The 19,321-nt window shown below is 62.1% G+C and carries 18 protein-coding genes and 1 tRNA gene; 13 read left to right on the top strand and 6 right to left on the bottom strand.

Translation table 11 applies throughout. The features are described 5' to 3' along the window. Positions 1-10: 10 nt before the first annotated feature. The 4 genes from DV532_RS03915 to DV532_RS03900 are packed head-to-tail and all read left to right on the top strand — an operon-like array spanning position 11 to position 3,999. On the top strand, positions 11-979 hold the full coding sequence (locus DV532_RS03915) for a DUF523 and DUF1722 domain-containing protein (RefSeq protein WP_056795529.1): 969 nt from the start codon (positions 11-13) through the stop codon (positions 977-979). Next, positions 969-1,868: a MerR family transcriptional regulator gene (locus DV532_RS03910; RefSeq protein ID WP_056795526.1), complete on the top strand. Its 900-nt coding sequence runs from the start codon at positions 969-971 to the stop codon at positions 1,866-1,868. The genes DV532_RS03915 and DV532_RS03910 overlap by 11 nt, the downstream gene beginning before the upstream one ends. Next, entirely contained in the window at positions 1,859-3,301 is a 1,443-nt protein-coding gene (gene phrB / locus DV532_RS03905) for a deoxyribodipyrimidine photo-lyase (protein ID WP_056795523.1), read from the top strand. The genes DV532_RS03910 and phrB overlap by 10 nt, the downstream gene beginning before the upstream one ends. Then, a complete protein-coding gene (locus DV532_RS03900; RefSeq protein ID WP_056795520.1) occupies positions 3,298-3,999 on the top strand; it encodes an SDR family oxidoreductase in 702 nt (233 codons plus the stop codon). Before phrB ends, DV532_RS03900 begins: the two co-directional genes overlap by 4 nt. Before the next feature lie 70 nt (positions 4,000-4,069). On the opposite strand, the gene DV532_RS03895 is transcribed toward DV532_RS03900, so the two are convergent. The 6 genes from DV532_RS03895 to hemA all read right to left on the bottom strand — a co-directional run bounded on the left by DV532_RS03895 (position 4,070) and on the right by hemA (position 9,415). Further along, the gene (locus DV532_RS03895) at positions 4,070-4,588 is read right to left on the bottom strand and encodes an acyloxyacyl hydrolase (RefSeq protein ID WP_056795517.1); all 519 of its coding nucleotides are present in this window, start codon (positions 4,586-4,588) and stop codon (positions 4,070-4,072) included. A gap of 101 nt (positions 4,589-4,689) precedes the next feature. After that, entirely contained in the window at positions 4,690-5,487 is a 798-nt protein-coding gene (gene murI, locus DV532_RS03890; RefSeq protein ID WP_056795515.1) for a glutamate racemase, read from the bottom strand. Continuing rightward, positions 5,480-6,235, bottom strand: a complete 756-nt coding sequence (locus DV532_RS03885; protein WP_056795512.1) for a molybdopterin-synthase adenylyltransferase MoeB — start codon at positions 6,233-6,235, stop codon at positions 5,480-5,482. The genes murI and DV532_RS03885 overlap by 8 nt, the downstream gene beginning before the upstream one ends. Then, positions 6,229-7,059 (bottom strand): peptide chain release factor N(5)-glutamine methyltransferase, encoded by an 831-nt coding sequence (gene prmC / locus DV532_RS03880; protein WP_056795508.1) that lies wholly within the window; start codon positions 7,057-7,059, stop codon positions 6,229-6,231. Before prmC ends, DV532_RS03885 begins: the two co-directional genes overlap by 7 nt. Continuing rightward, positions 7,059-8,141, bottom strand: coding sequence for a peptide chain release factor 1 (prfA, locus tag DV532_RS03875; RefSeq protein ID WP_056795505.1), 1,083 nt, complete (start codon positions 8,139-8,141; stop codon positions 7,059-7,061). The genes prmC and prfA overlap by 1 nt, the downstream gene beginning before the upstream one ends. Further along, complete coding sequence (gene hemA, locus DV532_RS03870) at positions 8,138-9,415, bottom strand: glutamyl-tRNA reductase (RefSeq protein ID WP_056795502.1); 1,278 nt, start codon at positions 9,413-9,415, stop codon at positions 8,138-8,140. The genes prfA and hemA overlap by 4 nt, the downstream gene beginning before the upstream one ends. A 610-nt stretch (positions 9,416-10,025) precedes the next feature. Here hemA and DV532_RS03865 point away from each other — a divergent pair. From DV532_RS03865 to DV532_RS03825, 9 genes are all read left to right on the top strand, one after another. Continuing rightward, a complete protein-coding gene (locus DV532_RS03865; RefSeq protein WP_056795499.1) occupies positions 10,026-11,747 on the top strand; it encodes a tetratricopeptide repeat protein in 1,722 nt (573 codons plus the stop codon). Positions 11,748-11,751: 4 nt separating this feature from the next. Further along, positions 11,752-12,369 (top strand): lipoprotein insertase outer membrane protein LolB, encoded by a 618-nt coding sequence (gene lolB, locus DV532_RS03860; RefSeq protein WP_056795496.1) that lies wholly within the window; start codon positions 11,752-11,754, stop codon positions 12,367-12,369. Between the two features lie 3 nt (positions 12,370-12,372). Next, positions 12,373-13,233, top strand: coding sequence for a 4-(cytidine 5'-diphospho)-2-C-methyl-D-erythritol kinase (gene ispE / locus DV532_RS03855; RefSeq protein ID WP_056795492.1), 861 nt, complete (start codon positions 12,373-12,375; stop codon positions 13,231-13,233). Between the two features lie 20 nt (positions 13,234-13,253). Further along, a tRNA-Gln gene (locus tag DV532_RS03850) sits at positions 13,254-13,328 on the top strand. Between the two features lie 48 nt (positions 13,329-13,376). Next, on the top strand, positions 13,377-14,318 hold the full coding sequence (locus DV532_RS03845) for a ribose-phosphate pyrophosphokinase (RefSeq protein ID WP_003247410.1): 942 nt from the start codon (positions 13,377-13,379) through the stop codon (positions 14,316-14,318). A gap of 120 nt (positions 14,319-14,438) precedes the next feature. Further along, positions 14,439-15,032, top strand: a complete 594-nt coding sequence (locus DV532_RS03840) for a 50S ribosomal protein L25/general stress protein Ctc (protein WP_056795489.1) — start codon at positions 14,439-14,441, stop codon at positions 15,030-15,032. Positions 15,033-15,111: 79 nt separating this feature from the next. Continuing rightward, positions 15,112-15,696, top strand: a complete 585-nt coding sequence (pth, locus tag DV532_RS03835) for an aminoacyl-tRNA hydrolase (protein WP_012270476.1) — start codon at positions 15,112-15,114, stop codon at positions 15,694-15,696. A 24-nt stretch (positions 15,697-15,720) separates the two neighbouring features. Continuing rightward, entirely contained in the window at positions 15,721-16,821 is a 1,101-nt protein-coding gene (gene ychF, locus DV532_RS03830; protein ID WP_056795486.1) for a redox-regulated ATPase YchF, read from the top strand. A gap of 193 nt (positions 16,822-17,014) precedes the next feature. Then, complete coding sequence (locus tag DV532_RS03825) at positions 17,015-18,289, top strand: tyrosine-type recombinase/integrase (protein ID WP_056795483.1); 1,275 nt, start codon at positions 17,015-17,017, stop codon at positions 18,287-18,289. Positions 18,290-19,321: the final 1,032 nt, after the last annotated feature.

Raw genomic sequence — 19,321 nt, 5'->3', positions numbered from 1 at the left:
GGAGGCAGCCATGCACGACCCTTCCGCGCACAGCAAGCCGCGTATCGCCATCAGCGCCTGCCTGAACGGGCAAAGCGTGCGCTATAACGGCGGCCACAAGGCTTCCGACCTGTGCCGTGCGCAGCTTGAGGAACACTTCGCCTGGGTGCCGGTGTGCCCAGAGGTCGCCATTGGCCTCGGCATACCGCGCGACCCGATTCGCCTGGTTGGCGACCCTGAGCAACCGGAAGTGGTCGGCACCCGCAACCCCGGCATGGACCTGACCGGCCCGCTGCGCAGCTACGGCGAGCAAATGGCCGGCGAACTCGACGGTATCTGCGGCTACATCTTCATGCAGAAGTCGCCGTCTTGTGGCCTGGAGCGTGTCAAGGTGTACCAAAGCAATGGCCACCCCGCCTTGCACGTGGGACGTGGCGTGTATGCACAAGCGTTCTGCGCACAGCGCCCGGACCTGCCGGTAGAGGAAGAGGGCCGCCTGCACGACGCCGTGCTGCGCGAGAACTTCATCAGCCGCGTGTACGCTTACGCCGACTGGCAGCGGCTGCTGGCCGAGGGCCTGAGCCGCGGGGCACTGGTGCGCTTCCACTCACGCTACAAGTACCTGCTGATGGCCAATAATCCCCAGGCCTACCGCACCCTGGGGCGCCTGCTCGGCAGCATGAGCCGCGATGACGACCCGCAAAGCATAGGCCCGCGTTACTTCAGCCAACTGATGCAGGCGCTACGCCGCTGCGCCAGCCGCGGCACCCACTGCAACGTACTGCAGCACCTGAGTGGTTACTTCAAGGATGCCCTTACACCGCAGGACAAGGCCGAGTTGCAGACACTCATCGGCCAATACCAGCAGGGGGTGGTGCCGCTGGTGGTGCCACTGACCCTGCTCAAGCACCACCTGCGCAAACACCCCGACCCCTACCTGCAGCAGCAGGCCTATCTGCAGCCGCACCCCGAAAGCCTTGGGCTGCGTAATGCTGTCTGAAACACTACTGCCCATTGGCGAATTGGCCCGCCGTACCGGCGTCAACCCAGTGACCTTGCGCGCCTGGGAGCGGCGCTACGGCTTGCTCCAGCCGCAGCGCACGGCAAAGGGGCATCGCCTGTACCCGTTGCACCAGGTCGAGCGGGTCGAGGCGATCCTCGCCTGGCTGCAACGCGGCGCATCGGTCGGCCAAGTACGCGAGCTACTCGACAAACCCTCCAGCACACCGCCCAAAGGTGACTGGCAGGCCAGGCAATTCCAGTTGATCGAGGCCATTGCCACTCTGTCGCAACGTGCGCTCGACCAACAGCTCAACCAGGCCATGGCGCTGTACCCGGCCGTTACCCTGTGCGAGCAACTGCTGTTGCCGCTGCTCGACCTCCTCGACCTGCGCTGGCGCAACTACTTCAATGCGCAGCTGGAGCAGGTGTTTTTCCACAGCTGGCTGCGCAGCAAGCTCGGCGCCCGGGTCTGCCACGATAACCAACTGCTGGTGGGCCCGGCCGTACTGCTGGCCGAAGACAGTGAGCGCACCTTCAACCCCGGGTTGTGGCTGTGCGCCTGGTTGTTCACCAGCAACGGCATCCCGGTCGAAGTGCTGGAACACAGCGTCGCCGGCGCGCAACTGCAACGTGCCGTCAACACACTCAAGCCGCGCGCGGTGCTGCTGTACCTGGGGCCACGCATCGATGAAAAGGCGTTGCTGCGTACCCTGCAAGGGCTGCCAGGCACAAAGCTGCTGGGCGGCGCCACGGTTGCCCTGCACGAAGCCCGATTGAAGACTTGTGCGCTTCCCGATCTTTTCCTGTTCGATACCCCGCAGGCGGCATTGCGCTTGCTTCAAGGCCATGACCGCCAGCCCGTAGAGATGAATGCCCCATGCACCTGACCTGGCTGCGCAGCGACCTGCGCATCGATGACAACACTGCGCTCAGCGCCGCCAGTGAGCGCGGCCCAACCATCGCCCTGTGGCTGCTAAGCCCCGGGCAGTGGCAGGCTCATGACGACGCCGCCTGCAAGGTCGACTTCTGGCTGCGTAACCTACGTGAGCTGCGCCAGTCGCTGGAACGCCTGAACATCCCCCTGCTGATCCGCACCATCGACACCTGGGACCAGGCGCCACAGGCCATACTCGAGGTATGCCGCCAGCACCAGGTGCAAAGCGTGCACTGGAACGAGGAATACGGCCTCAACGAGCAGCGCCGTGACGACGCCACTCGTGCCCTGCTGGAAAAATCGGCCATTCAGGCCCACAGCCATCTCGATCAGCTGTTGTTCCGCCCGGGCACCATCCTTACCCGCAGTGGCGACTACTTCCAGGTCTTCAGCCAGTTCAAGAAGAGCTGCCTGGAGCACCTGCACCGCAGCCTGCCGGCCATGGCCCCGCGGGTGAAGCGCCAGGCCCCGCTGCAGGTCAGCAGTGACCCCATTCCCCAGCAAGTAGAGGGGTTCGACAAGCCGCAAGCTGCCCTGCGCGAGCACTGGCCTGCCGGCGAAGCGCAGGCGCAAGCGCGGCTGGCACGTTTTCTCGATGAAACCATCGACGACTACCACCAACTGCGCGACTTGCCGGCCAAGCCCGGCACCAGCCAGCTCTCCACCTACCTGGCCGCCGGCGTGATCTCGCCCCGCCAGTGCCTGCACGGCGCGTTGGCCAGCAACCAAGGCGAGTTCGACAGTGGCAGCAGCGGTGTGCAAACCTGGATCAACGAGCTGCTCTGGCGCGAATTCTACAAGCACATCCTGACCGGTTATCCACAGGTCTCACGCCACCGCGCCTTCCGCGCCCAGACCGAAGCCCTGCCCTGGCGCGACGCACCGGCCGACCTTGAGGCCTGGGAACAAGGCCGCACCGGCTTCCCGATCATCGACGCCGCCATGCGCCAGTTGCTACACACCGGGTGGATGCACAACCGCCTGCGCATGGTCGTGGCCATGTTCCTCAGCAAGAACCTGCTGATCGATTGGCGCAAGGGTGAGCGGCATTTCATGCGCCACCTGATAGACGGCGACCTGGCCGCCAACAACGGCGGCTGGCAGTGGAGCGCGTCCACCGGCACCGATGCAGTGCCGTATTTCCGCATCTTCAACCCGGTTTCGCAGTCGCAGCGTTTCGATCCACAGGGGCACTTCATTCGTCACTGGCTACCGGAATTGCAGGGGCTGGATGAAAAAGCCATTCATCTCCCCGTGAAGTCAGCCGATCTCTTTGCTAAACATGATTATCACAATCCAATTGTCGATCTCGGCAGCAGTCGCCAGCGCGCATTGGAGGCATTCAAAGGCCTCCCGCGCCGGCAGGATCAGAGGGCAGTATCGTGAACCACGCACGCAGTATCTGGGTGACGGGCGCCGGCAATGGATTAGGCCTGGCATTGGTGGAAGGGTTGCTCGGTCAGGGACATCGGGTAGCTGCAAGTGGCAAACCGAGCGAGGCACTGGCGGCCTTGAGCGCACGTTTTGGCAGCCAGCTGTTGTGCCTGCCCTGGCAGTTGCATGACGAACAGCAGGCGGCCCTTGCCAGCCAACAGATCTGCCACGCCTGGTGTTCACTGGACGGTTTGATCCTTAACGCGGGTACCAGTGACTATGCGGCGGACGGTTTGGCGGACAGTGAACTGTTCGAGGCCATCGTTACCAGCAACCAGCTGGCCGTCGAGCATTGCTTGGCTCATGCCCGGCCTTTACTGGCGACGGGTAATGCAGCGCAGGTGATGGCGGTGTTCAACCGCTATTCGGCGTTGCAGCTGTATGCGCCAACCCAGACGACTGCGGGCTGGAACAACCTGCCGCAATGGCTGCGCGAGCAGCGTCAGGCGTTGAAGGCTCAGGGGGTAGCACTGACGGTGGTGGGGCCACAGTCTTTGAAAACACCGGTGACCTCGGCGCAGGCGATACCGGAGGCGTGGACACCGCAAAGTGCGGCAGAAGAGCTGCTGCAGCGGTGGCCGCAAGGGGAGCCAGAACTTGTGCTGGAGGCCTTGGACCTGAGTGAATTATGGCCTTTGCCACGCAAGTAGAAAGGGCGCTACCCCCTGTAGGAGCGGACGGGTGTCGCGCCTACAGGGGTAAATTGCCTGTGCGGCTGGCTCAAAGCGCCATGCGGTAATGCAGGCTGTAGCTTTCCACCCCATCGTTGGGCTGCTTGATCCCCGCGTTGGAATAATGAATCGCCCGTACGCCAATTTCATGCCCACCGGCAAAGCGCAAACCAAAGCCGATGCGGTCCTCGAACTGGAACGCCGAGCCCAGCTCGTTGTCTTTCAGTTCGGTGCTGGAGAACGCCGCCACGCCGATCCCCGCCTCGATGTAAGGCTTCACTGACTGCCCGGCAAACTCATAGACGAACACCGGCGCAAACGACAGGCTGTGGTTACTGGCAGTTTTGTCCCCATCCCAGTAGCTGTAGGCCCCATCCCAGTACCCCGTCAGGCGACCCACGCTGGTCTGCCACCAGCTTGCGTCCCAGTTCGATTGCAGCCCCAGCCGGTAGACCATGGTCGACTCACCGGTCTGCCCCACCGAAAACGAAACGTCGGCAGCCTGTGCCGACAGCGCTTGCCCCAGGGTTAAGGCAGCAACCGCCGCCAAGCCGAGCAGCTTCTTCATGAGCAACATCCTTCTTTGCTGTTATTAGTGTCCGCCTTATCTCAGGCAAAGCGGTAGAAAACGGCAACGATGCGATAGTTCAGCTGCTTTTCACGGTTTTTTCACAATGAAAAGCTTTGCACACTGTCGGACTTATGCCACAGCAAAGGTAGGATTTTTCTCATTAATTGCGGGTCGCCACTGGTCCAGAAACGGGTATCCGCTGCCGGCCCATCGGCCAACAAGTCATGCGCGCCCAGCAGCCGCTGCAGTTGGCGCGCCACCGCGGCACCGGTGTCGATAATGGCCACGTCGGCAGGCATCATGTCGGCCAACAACGGACGCAGGAAGGGGTAATGGGTGCAGCCGAGGATCAGCGTGTCGCAACCCGCCGCCAGCAACGGCTGCACGTAGCCCAACAGCAGTTGGCGCAGCGCCGGGCTGCCCAGGTCACCGGCCTCGATTAGCTCGACCAGCCCTGGGCAGGGCCGGGTAATCACCTGCACATCGTTGGCGAAGCGGTCGAGCAAAGCAGCGAATTTGGCGCTTTGCAGGGTACCGGTAGTAGCCAGCACACCGACCACGCCCGAGCGCGTGGCGGCCGCCGCGGGCTTTACCGCGGGCTCCATGCCCACCAGCGGCCAGCTTGGATACAACTCGCGCAAGTCGGCCGCCGCAGCCACCGTGGCAGTATTGCAGGCCAGCACCATGGCCTTGGCGCCCTGTTCATGGAAGAACGCAGCAATGCGCCTTAGACGCTCACGGATATAGTCCGGCGACTTCTCGCCGTAGGGTATGTGGCCGCAATCGGCCACATACAGCAGCGTCTCGTTGGGCAGCAGGCGCTGTATTTCGGCGAGCACCGACAAGCCGCCGACCCCCGAGTCCATGACGCCAACCGGCGCTGCGCGCTCAGCCATCACGCTTGCCACAGACGGCGCATGCCGGGTCGCGCTTGACCCGCAATTCGCGGATGCGCGTACCGAGGGCATCGATCAACAACAGGCGCCCGACCAACGGCTCACCAAACCCGGCCAGCAGTTTCATCGCCTCCAAGGCTTGCAGGCTGCCCACCAGGCCCACCAGCGGGCCAATCACCCCGGCTTCACTGCAGGTCAGTTCGGCTTCGCTGCCATGGCCGTACAAGCAGTGGTAGCACGGGCTGTAGTCGCGCCGCGGGTCGAACACCGACAGCTGGCCTTCCAGGCGGATCGCCGCACCACTTACCAGTGGCTTGCCAGCCGCGACACAGGCCGCGTTGACCGCCTCGCGGGTGCCGAAGTTGTCGGAGCAGTCCAGCACCAGGTCGACTGCCGCCACCGCAGCGGCCAACGAGTCCTCGTCCAGTGCTTGCCGATGGGCGACCAAGTTGATTTCCGGGTTGATCGCCTGCAAGCGCAGCAAGGCCGAATCGACTTTGCTCATGCCGACGCTAGCACTGTCGTGGATCACTTGGCGTTGCAGGTTGGTCAGGTCGACAGTGTCGAAATCCGCCAGGTGCAGTTCACCCACACCGGCGGCGGCCAGGTATAAGGCGACTGGCGAGCCAAGGCCACCGAGGCCGACGATCAGCGCCTTGCTCTGCTTGAGCCGCAGCTGGCCGTCGATATCGATTTGGGCCAGCAATACCTGCCGGCTGTAACGCAGCAGTTCCTGATCACTCAGCATGGCAGGCGCCCCAGGGTAATGCGTTCATGGCCGCCCAGGTCCGTGCGGCTGGCGACCTCGATGAAGCCTTGTTCAGCCAGCAAGGCGCGTACCGCCGCTGCCTGATCGTAGCCATGTTCCAGCAGCAACCAGCCACCTGGCAGCAGGTGCGCGGGGGCCTGAGCAGCAATCACGCGTAAGTCGTCCAGCCCGTCAGCACCGGCCACCAGCGCGCTGCTGGGCTCGAAGCGCACATCGCCGGCGACCAGGTGCGGGTCTGCAGCAGCGATGTAGGGCGGGTTGCTGACAATCAGGTCGAAACGCTCGCCGGCCAGGCTGTCGAACCAGTGGCTAACCCGTACCTGGGCATTTGCCAGGCCCAGGCGCTGGCGGTTGCGCTCGGCCAGGGCCGCGGCCTCTTCCACCCGGTCAACCGCCGTCACCTGCCAGGCTGGGCGATCGCCGGCCAAGGCCAAAGCGATGGCGCCGGTGCCCGTGCCCAGGTCAAGCACCTTGGCCGGCGAGGCGGGTTGCAGCTCAAGGGCGGCCTCAACCAGCAGCTCAGTATCTGGCCGCGGGATCAGGGTATGCGGCGCCACTTCCAGGTCGATCTTCCAGAAACCCTGCTGCCCGAGGATGTAGGCAACCGGCTCACCAGCACGGCGGCGCTGCAGGTAACCGGCATAAGTCTCGGCATCTTCGCTGCTGACAATACGCTCGGGCCAGGTGTGCAGGTAGCTGCGCGACTTGCCGATGGCCGCGGCCAACAGCAGTTCGGCATCCAATCGCTCGGTGGGCGATTCTGGCAGCTGCGCATTGCGCAGCAGGCTGGCGATGATGGTCATCAGTCCCCCAGGGCGGCCAGTTGATCGGCCTGGTATTCGGCCAGCAGTGGTTCGATCACCGACTCCACGCCACCGCTGAGAATGTCGTCCAGCGAGTACAGGGTCAGGTTGATACGGTGATCGGTCACTCGCCCCTGTGGATAATTGTAGGTGCGGATGCGCTCGGAACGGTCGCCAGAGCCCACCAGCAGCTTGCGCTCACTGGCAATGGCATTCTGTGCTGCACTGGTCTGCATGTCGTTGAGCTTGGCCGACAGCCAGGACATCGCGCGGGCACGGTTCTTGTGCTGCGAACGTTCTTCCTGGCACTCGACCACGATACCGGTGGGCAAGTGGGTGATGCGGATCGCCGAGTCGGTCTTGTTGACGTGCTGGCCGCCGGCACCGGAGGCGCGGTAGGTGTCCACACGCAAGTCGGCCGGGTTGATCTCGATGGCCGCTTGTTCGTCGGGCTCGGGCAGCACCGCCACGGTGCAGGCGGAGGTGTGCACGCGGCCTTGGGATTCGGTCTCGGGCACGCGCTGAACGCGATGTGCACCGGACTCGAATTTGAGCTTGCCGTAGACGTTCTCGCCCTCGACACGGGCGATGATTTCCTTGTAGCCGCCGTGCTCGCCTTCGTTCTCGGAGAGAATTTCCAGGCGCCAGCCGCGTTTTTCGGCGTAGCGCGAGTACATGCGGAACAGGTCGCCGGAGAAGATCGCCGCCTCGTCACCACCGGTGCCGGCGCGGATTTCGAGGAACACGTTGCGGCCGTCGTTGGGGTCTTTGGGCAGCAGCATGCGTTGCAGGTTGGACTCCAGCGTCAGCAGTTGCTCCTTGGCTTCACGCACTTCTTCTACGGCCATTTCGCGCAGGTCCGGGTCGCTGTCCTTGAGCAGCGCCTGGGCACCTTCGAGGTCGCCCTGGACTTTGCGCCACTCTTTATAAGCAGCGTAGACCGGCTCGACTTCGGCATATTCACGGGAATAAGCGCGAAAGCGCGTCTGGTCGGAAATGACCTCGGCATCACCAAGCAATGCGGTGAGTTCTTCGAAACGGTCCTGGAGGATGTCCAGTTTGTTCAGCAGCGACGCTTTCATTGCGGGGATTTGTCCGTCGAGCCCTCGTTGAGGGCAAAGAGTTCCTGGGCCATGGCCAGCGCATCAAGGCGGCCCTCGGCCGAGAGCCTTTTCAGTTGCACGCTGGGCGCATGCAGAAGTTTGTTGGTCAGCCCGCGGGCCAGTTGGGCCAATACGTCTTCGGGGTTGCCGCCGTTGGCCAGCAGGCGCTGGGCCTTTTGCAGTTCTTCGTCGCGCAGGCGCTCGCTTTGCTGGCGATAGGCCCTGAGCACATCCACTGCGGCCAGCTCGCGCAGGCGCAGCATGAAGTCTTCGGCACCCACCGCGACCAGCTCTTCGGCGGCTTGGGCCGCGCCCTGGCGGCTCTTGAGGTTTTCTGCCACCACGTCGTGCAGGTCGTCGACGGTGTACAGGTAGACGTCGTCCAGCTCGCCCACTTCAGGTTCGATATCGCGCGGTACGGCGATGTCGACCATGAAGATCGGCTTGTGCCGGCGCTGCTTCAGCGCGCTTTCGACCGCGCCCTTGCCAAGGATTGGCAGTTGGCTGGCGGTGGAGCTGATGACGATGTCGCTGTTGGCCAGTTCCTGGGGGATATCGGCCAGCAGCACGGCGTGGGCGCCGAACTGCTCGGCCAGGATACTGGCCCGCTCCAGGGTACGGTTAGCCACGACGATGCGCCGTACGCCCTGCTCGTGCAGGTGACGGGCGACCAGGGTGATGGTTTCGCCGGCGCCGATCAGCAGGGCCTGGCTGCGGCCCAGGTCGGCGAAGATCTGTTTGGCCAGGCTGACGGCGGCAAACGCCACCGACACCGGGTTTTCGCCAATGGCGGTGTCGGTGCGTACCTGCTTGGCGGCGCTGAAAGTGGCCTGGAACAGGCGCCCGAGCAATGGCCCGACGGTACCGGCCTCGCGCGCCACGGCGTAGGCCGACTTCATTTGGCCGAGGATTTGCGGCTCACCGAGCACCAGCGAGTCCAGGCCCGAGGCCACGCGCATCATGTGCTTCACCGCGTCGTGTTCTTCGTGGACGTAGGCGCTGGCGCGCAGCTCGTCCAGGCTGAGGCGGTGGTAGTCGGCTAGCCATTGCAGCACCGCATCGGCGGACAGGTGGTCCTGCTCTATATAGAGCTCGCTACGGTTGCAGGTCGACAGGATCGCCGCTTCGCGGCTGGATGTCAGTCGGCAGAGCTGCTGCAGGGCGTCTACCAGCTGCTCTGGGGTAAACGCCACGCGCTCGCGTACGTCTACCGAGGCAGTCTTATGGTTGATACCAAGTGCAAGAAAGGCCATGCAAGGTCGCTGGTTGTGACGGGAAGCCGATAATTGTCCTCTTTCGCAGGTATTAGAACAACCACCGTTCGCTATTGGGGTGATAGTAGGAAGGTGTATGGCGATGGAGTTCGGGGAGGCAGAAAGTGTATGCCGATAAGATTTGAGGGAGCCCGAAGGTGTATGCCGATAGAGTTGCGGCGCTTATGAGATCGAGCGCCGCCCGCGCGGCGCTTCGCGGGGCAAGCCCGCTCCCACGTTTGTTTCGGGCCAGTCATTCCTGTGGGATTTGCGCGCGAACGCCTTGGCGCATACCTCGCTATCACGTCGTACAAACAAGGCGGTCGCGCGCGTCTGGCACAGGCAATACTGGCCCGAAACAAACGTGGGAGCGGGCTTGCCCCGCGAAGCGCCGCGCGGGCGGCGCTCGATCTCATAGGCGCCACACCTGCCAAGCCAAACACCTGGCACAGCCCACACCCCGCCAAGCCAAACACCCAGCACAGCCCCCATTCGGGAACCCTCGCCCCCCTCAAAGGTCGCACTTAACCAGCCACAGCACAGGTGGGTTTGCCCCCGCGCTTGTGTCATCATGCTCCGACCGCCGGTGAGTCCTCCAATAAGCCTTCTTATGAACAAACCATACGCATTGCTGCTTGCCTTCGCCCTGCTCCAGGGCTGCCAAAGCCTGGCCCCGCAAAAGGCCGAGCCCCCCACCGCCGAGGCCGGCAAGGGCGAGGCGGAAACGCCCGTGGTGTATGGCTCGTTCAAACAGGACACACTCTATAGCCTGCTGGTGGCAGAGCTGGCCGGCCAGCGCAACCGCTTCGACATCGCCCTGGCCAACTACACCGACCAAGCCGCAAAAACCCAGGACCCGGCCGTTTCCGAACGCGCCTACCGCATCGCCGAATACCTCGGCGCCGACGAACCTGCGCTGGACAACGCACTGGTCTGGGCCCGCAACGACCCGCAAAACCTCGACGCTCAGCGCGCCGCCGCCATCCAGCTGGCCCGTGCCGGCCGTTATGATGACTCCATGGCGTACATGGAAAAGGTCTTGCAGGGCCAGGGTGACACCCATTTCGACTTCCTCGCCCTGTCCGCCGCAGAAACCGACCAAAGCACTCGCGACGGCCTGTTGCAAAGCTTCGAGCGCCTGTTGGTGAAGTACCCGAACAATAGCCAGCTGGTGTTCGGCAAGGCCCTGCTGCTGAATCAGGACGGCAAGGCCGAAGAAGCCCTGAACCTGCTCGAGTCGCACCCGCCGCAAAACGGCGAAATCGCCCCCATCCTGCTGCGCGCCCGCTTGTTGCAAGCCCTGGACCGCGGCTCGGAGGCCCTGCCATTGCTGCGCGGGGCAATCCGCGACAACCCCGACGACAAGCGCCTGCGCCTGACCTACGCGCGCACCCTGGTCGAACAGGACCGCATCGCCGATGCCAAGGGCGAGTTCCTCAGTTTGGTCCAGCAATACCCCGACGACGACGAACTGCGCTACTCGCTGGCCCTGATTTGCCTGGAAAACAAAGACTGGGACGAAGCCGAGGGCTACCTGGAAGAACTGGTCGAGCGCGACAGCAACGTCGACGCCGCGCACTTGAACCTGGGCCGCATCCGCGAGGAGCGCCACGACCCCGCCGGCGCCCTGCGTGAGTACGCCCTGGTCGGCCCAGGCCCCGATTACCTGCCAGCACAACTGCGTCAGGCCGACATCTTGATTGCCAACGGCCGTGGCACCGAGGCCTCACGCCTGCTCGCCGATGCCCGCGAAGCCCAGCCGGACTATGCCATTCAGCTGTTCCTGATCGAATCGGAAAGCTACAGCAACAACAACAAGGACGCCCAGGCCGGCCAGGTGCTGCAGCAAGCCATCCAGCGCTACCCGGACGACCTCAACCTGCTGTACACCCGCGCCATGCTGGCCGAAAAGCGGGACGACCTGCCGCAGATGGAAAAGGACCTGCGCGCCATCATCGCCCGCGAGCCGGAAAACGCCATGGCCCTGAACGCCCTGGGCTACACCCTGGCCGACCGCACCACCCGCTACAGCGAAGCCAAGGCGCTGATCGACAAGGCCCACCAGCTGACCCCAGATGACCCGGCGGTGCTCGACAGCCTGGGTTGGGTCAACTACCGCCTGGGCAACCTCGACGAGGCTGAAACCTACCTGCGCCGCGCCTTCGCCAGCTTCCCCGACCACGAAGTGGCCGCCCACCTGGGCGAAGTGCTGTGGGCCAACGGCAAGCGTCGCGAAGCCCGCCGAATCTGGGCCAAAGGCTTCGAAGCCCAGGCCGACAGCGCCATCCTGCGCAAGACCCTCCTGCGCCTGACCGGATCCGAGACCCTTTAACGTTATGTTTCTGCGCCATTGCATCACCTTTACCCTGATCGCCCTGCTGGCCGGCTGTGCCGGCTTCGGTAGCCGCGAGGCCCTGCAGGGCCACGGCGACCCGCAGCAGTGGCGCGCCCATAAAGAACAGCTGAGCAGCCTCGATGGCTGGCAGATCAACGGCAAAGTCGGCATCCGTGCCCCGCGCGACTCGGGTAGCGGCACGTTGTTCTGGCTGCAACGCCAGGACTACTACGACATTCGCCTGGCTGGCCCGCTGGGCCGTGGCGCTGCCCGCTTGACCGGCCGCCCCGGTGGCGTGGTGCTGGAAGTAGCCAACCAGGGCCGCTACGAGGCCGCCAGCCCCGAAGCCCTGCTGGAAGAACAACTGGGCTGGCAGCTACCGGTTTCGCACCTGGTCTGGTGGGTACGCGGCCTGCCCGCGCCCGACAGCAAGAGCAAACTGACCCTGGACAGCGACAGCCGCCTGGCCAGCCTCGACCAGGATGGCTGGCAGGTGCAATACCTGAGCTATACCGAACAGAATGGCTACTGGCTGCCCGAGCGCCTGAAGCTGCACGGCAAGAACATCGACGTGACTCTGGTGGTCAAGGACTGGCAGCCGCGCCAGCTGGGGCACTGATACATGCAAACGCTCACCCTCCCCGCCCCGGCCAAGCTCAACCTGTGGCTACACATCATCGGCCGCCGCCCGGACGGCTATCACGAACTGGAAACGGTGTTTCAGTTTCTCGACCACGGTGACGAACTGAGCTTCGCCGTGCGTGATGACGGCGTGATCAAGCTGCACACCGAGATCGAGGCGGTGCCTCACGACAGCAACCTGATCGTGCGCGCCGCGCGCAAGCTACAGGAATTGTCCGGCACGCCATTGGGCGCCGACATCTGGCTGACCAAAGTGCTGCCCATGGGCGGCGGTATCGGCGGCGGCAGTTCGGACGCCGCCACCACCTTGCTGGCCCTCGCCCACCTGTGGCAGTTGGGCTGGGACGAAGACCGCCTGGCCGCACTGGGCCTGAGCCTGGGCGCCGACGTGCCGGTATTCGTGCGCGGCCACGCCGCGTTCGCCCAAGGCGTGGGCGAGCAACTGACCCCGGTCGACCCAAGCGAACCTTGGTATGTCGTGCTGGTGCCGCAAGTGTCTGTCAGCACAGTAGAAATTTTTTCACATCCGCTGTTGACACGTGATTCACTGCCCCTTAAGATGCGCCCCGTTCCCGAGGGAAACAGTCGAAATGACTGCCAACCGGTGGTAGAGCAGAATTACCCAGAAGTTCGCAATGCGTTGAATTCATTGGGTAAATTCACTGAAGCTCGGCTAACCGGAACTGGAAGTTGTGTGTTTGGGGCCTTCCCAAGCAAAGCCGAAGCTGATAAAGTTCTGGCCCTTCTTTCAGCGACCCAAACAGGGTTTGTGGCGAAAGGAAGCAATATTTCGATGTTGCATCGCAAGCTGCAAAGTCTGGTCAAGAAGTCGAGCGCATAAGCGTTCGCAGCAACAGATACAGGGGCGTCGCCAAGCGGTAAGGCAGCAGGTTTTGATCCTGCCATGCGTTGGTTCGAATCCAGCCGCCCCTGCCATTTTCCTTATACTCATCCAGGTATACCCTCAGCCTTCAGGTACTGCGCGTGTCCAAGATGATGGTCTTTACGGGGAACGCTAACCCCGATCTGGCTCGGCGTGTCGTACGTCAGCTGCATATCCCTCTCGGTGACGTCTCTGTCGGTAAATTCTCCGACGGCGAAATCAGCACTGAGATCAATGAAAATGTCCGCGGTAAAGACGTCTTCATTATTCAGCCGACCTGTGCCCCGACCAACGATAACCTGATGGAACTGGTAGTGATGGCCGACGCCTTCCGCCGCTCCTCAGCATCCCGAATCACCGCCGTGATTCCTTACTTCGGATATGCCCGCCAGGACCGCCGTCCGCGTTCGGCACGTGTAGCCATCAGCGCCAAAGTGGTTGCTGACATGCTCACTGTCGTAGGTATCGACCGTGTTCTCACCGTCGACCTGCACGCAGACCAGATCCAAGGCTTCTTCGATATCCCCGTCGACAACATCTACGGCTCGCCCGTACTGGTTGACGACATCGAAGACCAGCGTTTCGAGAACCTGATGATCGTCTCCCCGGACATCGGTGGCGTTGTGCGTGCACGCGCTGTCGCCAAGTCCCTGGGCGTCGACCTGGGTATCATCGACAAACGCCGCGAAAAGGCTAACCACTCCGAGGTTATGCACATCATCGGCGACGTCGAAGGGCGCACTTGCATCCTGGTAGACGACATGGTCGACACCGCTGGCACCCTGTGCCACGCGGCCAAAGCCCTGAAAGAACATGGTGCTGCCAAGGTTTACGCCTACTGCACGCACCCTGTCCTGTCGGGCCGCGCGATCGAGAACATCGAGAAGTCGGTACTGGACGAGCTGGTGGTGACCAACACCGTTCCGCTGTCCGCCGCTGCTCAAGCCTGTGACCGTATCCGCCAGTTGGATATTGCACCGGTTGTCGCTGAAGCGGTTCGCCGTATCAGCAACGAAGAATCGATCAGTGCGATGTTCCGCTAAGCGGACCACGTGTTGATGTGAAGCGCCCCGCCCCAACCTATGTTGGGGCGGGGCTTTTTTGCCATCCCCGTCTGGCGCTGGTCGCAAACGCCTTTCGGGAGGCTATTTTGGAGAAACAAAATGACTGATTTCATCCTGAACGCCCAAGCGCGTACTGACCTGGGGAAAGGTGCGAGCCGCCGCCTGCGTCACGCGCTGAGCATCCCTGCCGTAGTTTACGGTGGTGATAAAGAAGCCCAATCCCTGACCATCGTGGCCAAGGAAATCGCCAAGCTGTTCGAAAACGAAGCTGCCTACAGCCACGTTATCGAACTGAACGTCGACGGCGCCAAGCAGAACGTCGTAGTCAAGGCCATGCAGCGCCACCCGGCCAAAGGCTTCATCATGCACGCCGACTTCGTTCGCGTCGTTGCTGGCCAGAAGCTGACCGCTGTTGTTCCAGTGCACTTCATCAACGAAGAAGCACCGGTCAAGAAAGGCGGCGAGATCTCGCACGTTGAATCGCAGATCGAAGTTTCCTGCGAAGCCAAAGACCTGCCTGAGTTCATCGAAGTCGACCTGGCCAACGCTGAAATCGGCACCATCATCCACCTGTCGGACCTGAAAGCTCCGAAAGGCGTAGAGTTCGTAGCTCTGGCCCACGGTGATGACAAAGCTATTGCCAACGTTCACGCTCCACGCGTTGCTCCAGAAGCAGAAGGCGCTGCCGAGTAATCCACTCGCACGCCGGCGTTGATCGGGTTACAGTGCCGCGCGCACTGTGACCCACCAACTCCAAGGAAGAGCCCCTGACGTGACCGCCATCCAGTTGATCGTTGGCCTGGGTAACCCCGGCCCCGAATACGAACAGACCCGGCATAACGCAGGGGCTCTTTTCGTTGAACGCATTGCCAGCGCCCAGCGTGTTTCGCTAACCGCTGACAAAAAGTATTTCGGCCTGACGGCTAAATTCAGCCATCAGGGCAACGACGTTCGTTTGTTGATCCCCACCACCTACATGAACCGCAGCGGCCAGTCCGTGGCGGCCTTGGCCAATTTCTTCCGCATCAAGCCGGAAGCGATCCTGGTGGCACACGACGAACTCGACCTACCTCCCGGCGTTGCCAAGCTCAAGCGCGGCGGCGGCCATGGTGGGCACAACGGCCTGCGCGACATCATCGCGCAGCTCGGTAACCAGAACGACTTCCACCGCCTGCGGCTTGGCATCGGCCACCCGGGCGACGCCAAACTGGTCTCCAACTTCGTCCTGGGCCGCGCGCCGCGCGCCGAGCAGGAGAAGCTCGACGCCAGCATCGATTTTGCCCTCGGCGTGCTGCCGGACGTGCTTGCCGGCGACTTCGCCAAGGCGATGCGCGAGCTGCACAGCCAGAAGGCCTGATTTCCTTTAGAGAGGGGAATACCCATGGGTTTCAATTGCGGCATCGTCGGCCTGCCCAACGTCGGCAAGTCCACTCTGTTCAACGCCTTGACCAAGTCTGGCATTGCAGCGGAGAACTTCCCGTTCTGCACCATCGAGCCGAACAGCGGTATCGTGCCGATGCCCGATGCGCGCCTGGCTGCGCTGGCTGAAATCGTCAAGCCGAACCGCATCCTGCCGACCACCATGGAGTTCGTCGACATCGCCGGCCTGGTTGCCGGTGCCTCGAAAGGTGAAGGCCTGGGCAACAAGTTCCTCGCCAACATCCGCGAGACCGATGCAATTGCCCACGTGGTGCGCTGCTTCGAAGACGAGAACGTGATCCACGTCTCCAACAGCGTCGACCCCAAGCGTGACATCGAGATCATCGACCTCGAGCTGATCTTCGCCGACCTCGACAGCTGCGAAAAGCAACTGCAGAAGGTTGCCCGCAACGCCAAAGGCGGCGACAAGGAAGCCCTTGCGCAAAAGGCCATTCTGGAAAAGCTGATCCCGCACTTCACCGAAGGCAAGCCTGCGCGCAGCCTGATGAAGAACATGGCTGACGACGAAAAGGCCGTCATTCGTGGCTTCCACCTGCTAACCAGCAAACCGGTCATGTACATCGCCAACGTGGCCGAAGACGGCTTCGACAACAACCCGCACCTGGACGTGGTCAAGGCCATTGCCGAGGAAGAAGGCGCGGTGGTGGTGCCGGTGTGCAACAAGATCGAAGCAGAAATCGCCGAGCTTGAAGACGGTGAAGAAAAGGACATGTTCCTCGAGGCCTTGGGCCTGGAAGAGCCTGGCCTGAACCGTGTGATCCGTGCCGGTTACGAGCTGCTGAACCTGCAAACCTACTTCACTGCCGGCGTGCAGGAAGTACGCGCCTGGACCGTACGCGTCGGTGCCACCGCACCGCAGGCGGCCGGGGTTATCCACACCGACTTCGAAAAAGGCTTCATCCGCGCTGAAGTGGTGGCCTATGACGACTTCATCCAGTTCAAGGGTGAGAGCGGTGCCAAGGAAGCCGGTAAGTGGCGCCTGGAAGGCAAGGACTACATCGTTAAAGACGGCGATGTGATGCACTTCCGCTTCAACGTCTGATGGGTGCCGTGGAATTCCACGGTACTTGAAAGACTTCAAAACCCCCGTGATCGCCAGGCGTTACGGGGATTTTGTGTTTTTTTGCCACCATTTTCATCCATTGAGATCCGAGCGTTCCTTGACTAGTCTTCCGGGTACGACGCCCATAACCCGATTTCAAAAAACGGGTATGGCGAAAACCGGAGATCAGACGATGCTTACTGATACCCAATGCCGCACCGCAAAGCCCAAGGACAAGCCTTACAAACTCACGGATGGAAAAGGCCTGTATCTCGAGGTCAAACCCAACGGCACCAAAGCGTGGCGTTACCGCTTCAGCATCCGTATCACAGACACCGCCAAGGAAAGCACCTTCGCGGTGGGTGACTACGCCATTGCGCCCCGTGGCGAGAGTGATGAGGACGCCTTGGCACGTCGTAAAGGCCGACGTTTCACACTGGCAGAAGCACGCGAAGAACGCCTCAAAGCCCGAGACCTGGTGAAACAAGGCATCAATCCCGCCAGACATCGACAACTGCTGCGCATCAAGCAGCAGCAAGACAACGCCACTACATTCGAGGTGGTCGCGCGGGAGTGGCTGGCACTCAAAGACTGGGAAGACATCACAAAGGTCAAGCGCCTGGAAATGCTCGAGCGCGTAGTGTTTCCGAAGATTGGTCCGTGGCCGATCAAAAGCATCACACCCGCCCACATCCTGGACGTGCTCACCACCTCAGCGAAGAAAAACGGCCTGACGGTCGCTGCGGCGGCCAAACGGAGCATGTCCGGTATTTTTGAACTCGCCGTCTCGACGCTGCGAGCAGATACAGACCCGGTCTATCCAGTCCGCCGCGCCCTGCCCGCTAACAAAACGCAGCACAAACGTCCGCTGACGACCGATGAAATTGGCCAGCTTTTACGCGACGTGGAAGGCCACTGCGGGCGCCATGAAACCGAAGTCGCCTTTCGCCTGATGTGGCTAACGTTATGCCGCCCAAATGAAGCGGTCGAAGCCCGCTGGGAAGAGTTCGACCTAGACGCGGCTCGCTGGCGTATCCCGGCTGAGCGAATGAAGAAGCGCAAGGAGCACAACCTGCCTCTGCCGACGCAGGCCGTAGCTATGTTAAGGGGTTTGCACACCGTTACTGGTAAATACGAGCATCTGTTTCCCCATCGAGATGAACGTTCAAAACCCATGGTCGCGGCATCATTCCGCCAGATGTTGAAATCACTGGGGTGGAGTGGCAAGTACAGTCCGCACGCCACCAGAGCCACGGGCAGCACTCGACTCAATGAAATGGGTTATCCGGGTGACTGGATTGAGCGTCAGCTTGCCCATGCTGAACCCAACGCAGTGCGGCGCACCTACAATCAGGCGGAGTACCTGGCGGATCGTAGAGTGATGATGCAGCAGTGGGCGGATATGCTCGAAACATGGAGGCGTGGGGAAACGAATATTACGCCAATCGCCAAAACCATGATCCGATAAGGATGAACCGCAGATATGGCGAGAGCGGCGACACTGCCGACACCCCACATTCGACTTGGCCGGGGGTCTGGTAACGTCGAAGGCAATTGTCGCCGCGACACCCCTCGGCCTCGTTGGTTTTCAAGTCAAAGTCCCCGAAGCTGGGAAGGCTCCGCATTCCCAGCTTCGGGGACTCACCGGTGAGATCGACGAACGGCCTCGGTTCCCAAGAAATACATCACTGCCCTAGCTGTTCCACCGCCGCGGACTGGTGCCAATCAAACGCCCTGAGCACTGTTGACCAAAGCCAGTACAAACGTTACACAAGAGTCTTAAGAGCGCTGTCCACGACAGCACCCCAGGTGACCCGAACCTTCAAGGTCACGCCGCTCTCGCGGTGGTTCTCCCCTAAATGGCGACTCGCATCCGGCAGCTCGCCCGGTCACCTCCCCCGGTGATGGATGCCTACTTCAGATCATGACCTTCGTGCGCCAGACGACACGTGTTACTTCGCTGCCCTGCAGCAACCTATCCGCTTGGCCGAATCTTGCGCCAACCTGCGCCCGTCTCTTTCTCCTGGAAAGAGACGGGCGCTCCTGACACTGCTGCAGCCCTCATCGCACTTGGCTTTGCGGCAACTCCCCTCGTGACAATAGGCGTGACAAACGCCGATGTCACCAGCAACAGCAATGCAGATGATGGTGCCGCAGACCAGGGAATGGACTGCACCTGACTGACAGTTAGGCATGCCCCGGTCATCGCATCGCTGCTTTCACCTTGCTCAGGATCTCGCGGCGCTGGTCTCGTCAGCCAGCGTAGCCTCCACCCGCCCACCGGTAACGGTGCTCAGGAGGCCAGATCATGAGATGCCCTCGCTCCCGGTCGTAAGGAGCCGCCAGTCCCGCGTCAGTGGACATCCTCACAGGTCGCAGGGGCCTTGATCCCTGATAACACTCAACATTCTTGGCGGGATGAAGTGAGGAAGGGCTTCAGGCTAGGTAAGAGAAGACACAGATCATGGCTGTAGTTGAAACGCGAGATGGGTGGAAGGTC

It is taken from the genome of Pseudomonas sp. Leaf58, assembly GCF_003627215.1.
Classification (GTDB): domain Bacteria; phylum Pseudomonadota; class Gammaproteobacteria; order Pseudomonadales; family Pseudomonadaceae; genus Aquipseudomonas.
Note: the sequence above shows the minus strand (reverse complement) of the source record. Positions and strands in the feature narration are given on the sequence as shown.

What these genes read in the sequence shown, in the direction of transcription:
- DV532_RS03915 (WP_056795529.1), top strand. Translation starts at nt 11, where the DNA reads ATGCACGACCCTTCCGCGCACAGCAAGCCGCGTATCGCCATCAGCGCC.
- DV532_RS03910 (WP_056795526.1), top strand. Translation starts at nt 969, where the DNA reads ATGCTGTCTGAAACACTACTGCCCATTGGCGAATTGGCCCGCCGTACC.
- phrB (WP_056795523.1), top strand. Translation starts at nt 1,859, where the DNA reads ATGCACCTGACCTGGCTGCGCAGCGACCTGCGCATCGATGACAACACT.
- DV532_RS03895 (WP_056795517.1), bottom strand. Translation starts at nt 4,588, where the DNA reads ATGAAGAAGCTGCTCGGCTTGGCGGCGGTTGCTGCCTTAACCCTGGGG.
- murI (WP_056795515.1), bottom strand. Translation starts at nt 5,487, where the DNA reads ATGGCTGAGCGCGCAGCGCCGGTTGGCGTCATGGACTCGGGGGTCGGC.
- DV532_RS03885 (WP_056795512.1), bottom strand. Translation starts at nt 6,235, where the DNA reads ATGCTGAGTGATCAGGAACTGCTGCGTTACAGCCGGCAGGTATTGCTG.
- prmC (WP_056795508.1), bottom strand. Translation starts at nt 7,059, where the DNA reads ATGACCATCATCGCCAGCCTGCTGCGCAATGCGCAGCTGCCAGAATCG.
- prfA (WP_056795505.1), bottom strand. Translation starts at nt 8,141, where the DNA reads ATGAAAGCGTCGCTGCTGAACAAACTGGACATCCTCCAGGACCGTTTC.
- hemA (WP_056795502.1), bottom strand. Translation starts at nt 9,415, where the DNA reads ATGGCCTTTCTTGCACTTGGTATCAACCATAAGACTGCCTCGGTAGAC.
- DV532_RS03865 (WP_056795499.1), top strand. Translation starts at nt 10,026, where the DNA reads ATGAACAAACCATACGCATTGCTGCTTGCCTTCGCCCTGCTCCAGGGC.
- lolB (WP_056795496.1), top strand. Translation starts at nt 11,752, where the DNA reads ATGTTTCTGCGCCATTGCATCACCTTTACCCTGATCGCCCTGCTGGCC.
- ispE (WP_056795492.1), top strand. Translation starts at nt 12,373, where the DNA reads ATGCAAACGCTCACCCTCCCCGCCCCGGCCAAGCTCAACCTGTGGCTA.
- DV532_RS03840 (WP_056795489.1), top strand. Translation starts at nt 14,439, where the DNA reads ATGACTGATTTCATCCTGAACGCCCAAGCGCGTACTGACCTGGGGAAA.
- ychF (WP_056795486.1), top strand. Translation starts at nt 15,721, where the DNA reads ATGGGTTTCAATTGCGGCATCGTCGGCCTGCCCAACGTCGGCAAGTCC.
- DV532_RS03825 (WP_056795483.1), top strand. Translation starts at nt 17,015, where the DNA reads ATGCTTACTGATACCCAATGCCGCACCGCAAAGCCCAAGGACAAGCCT.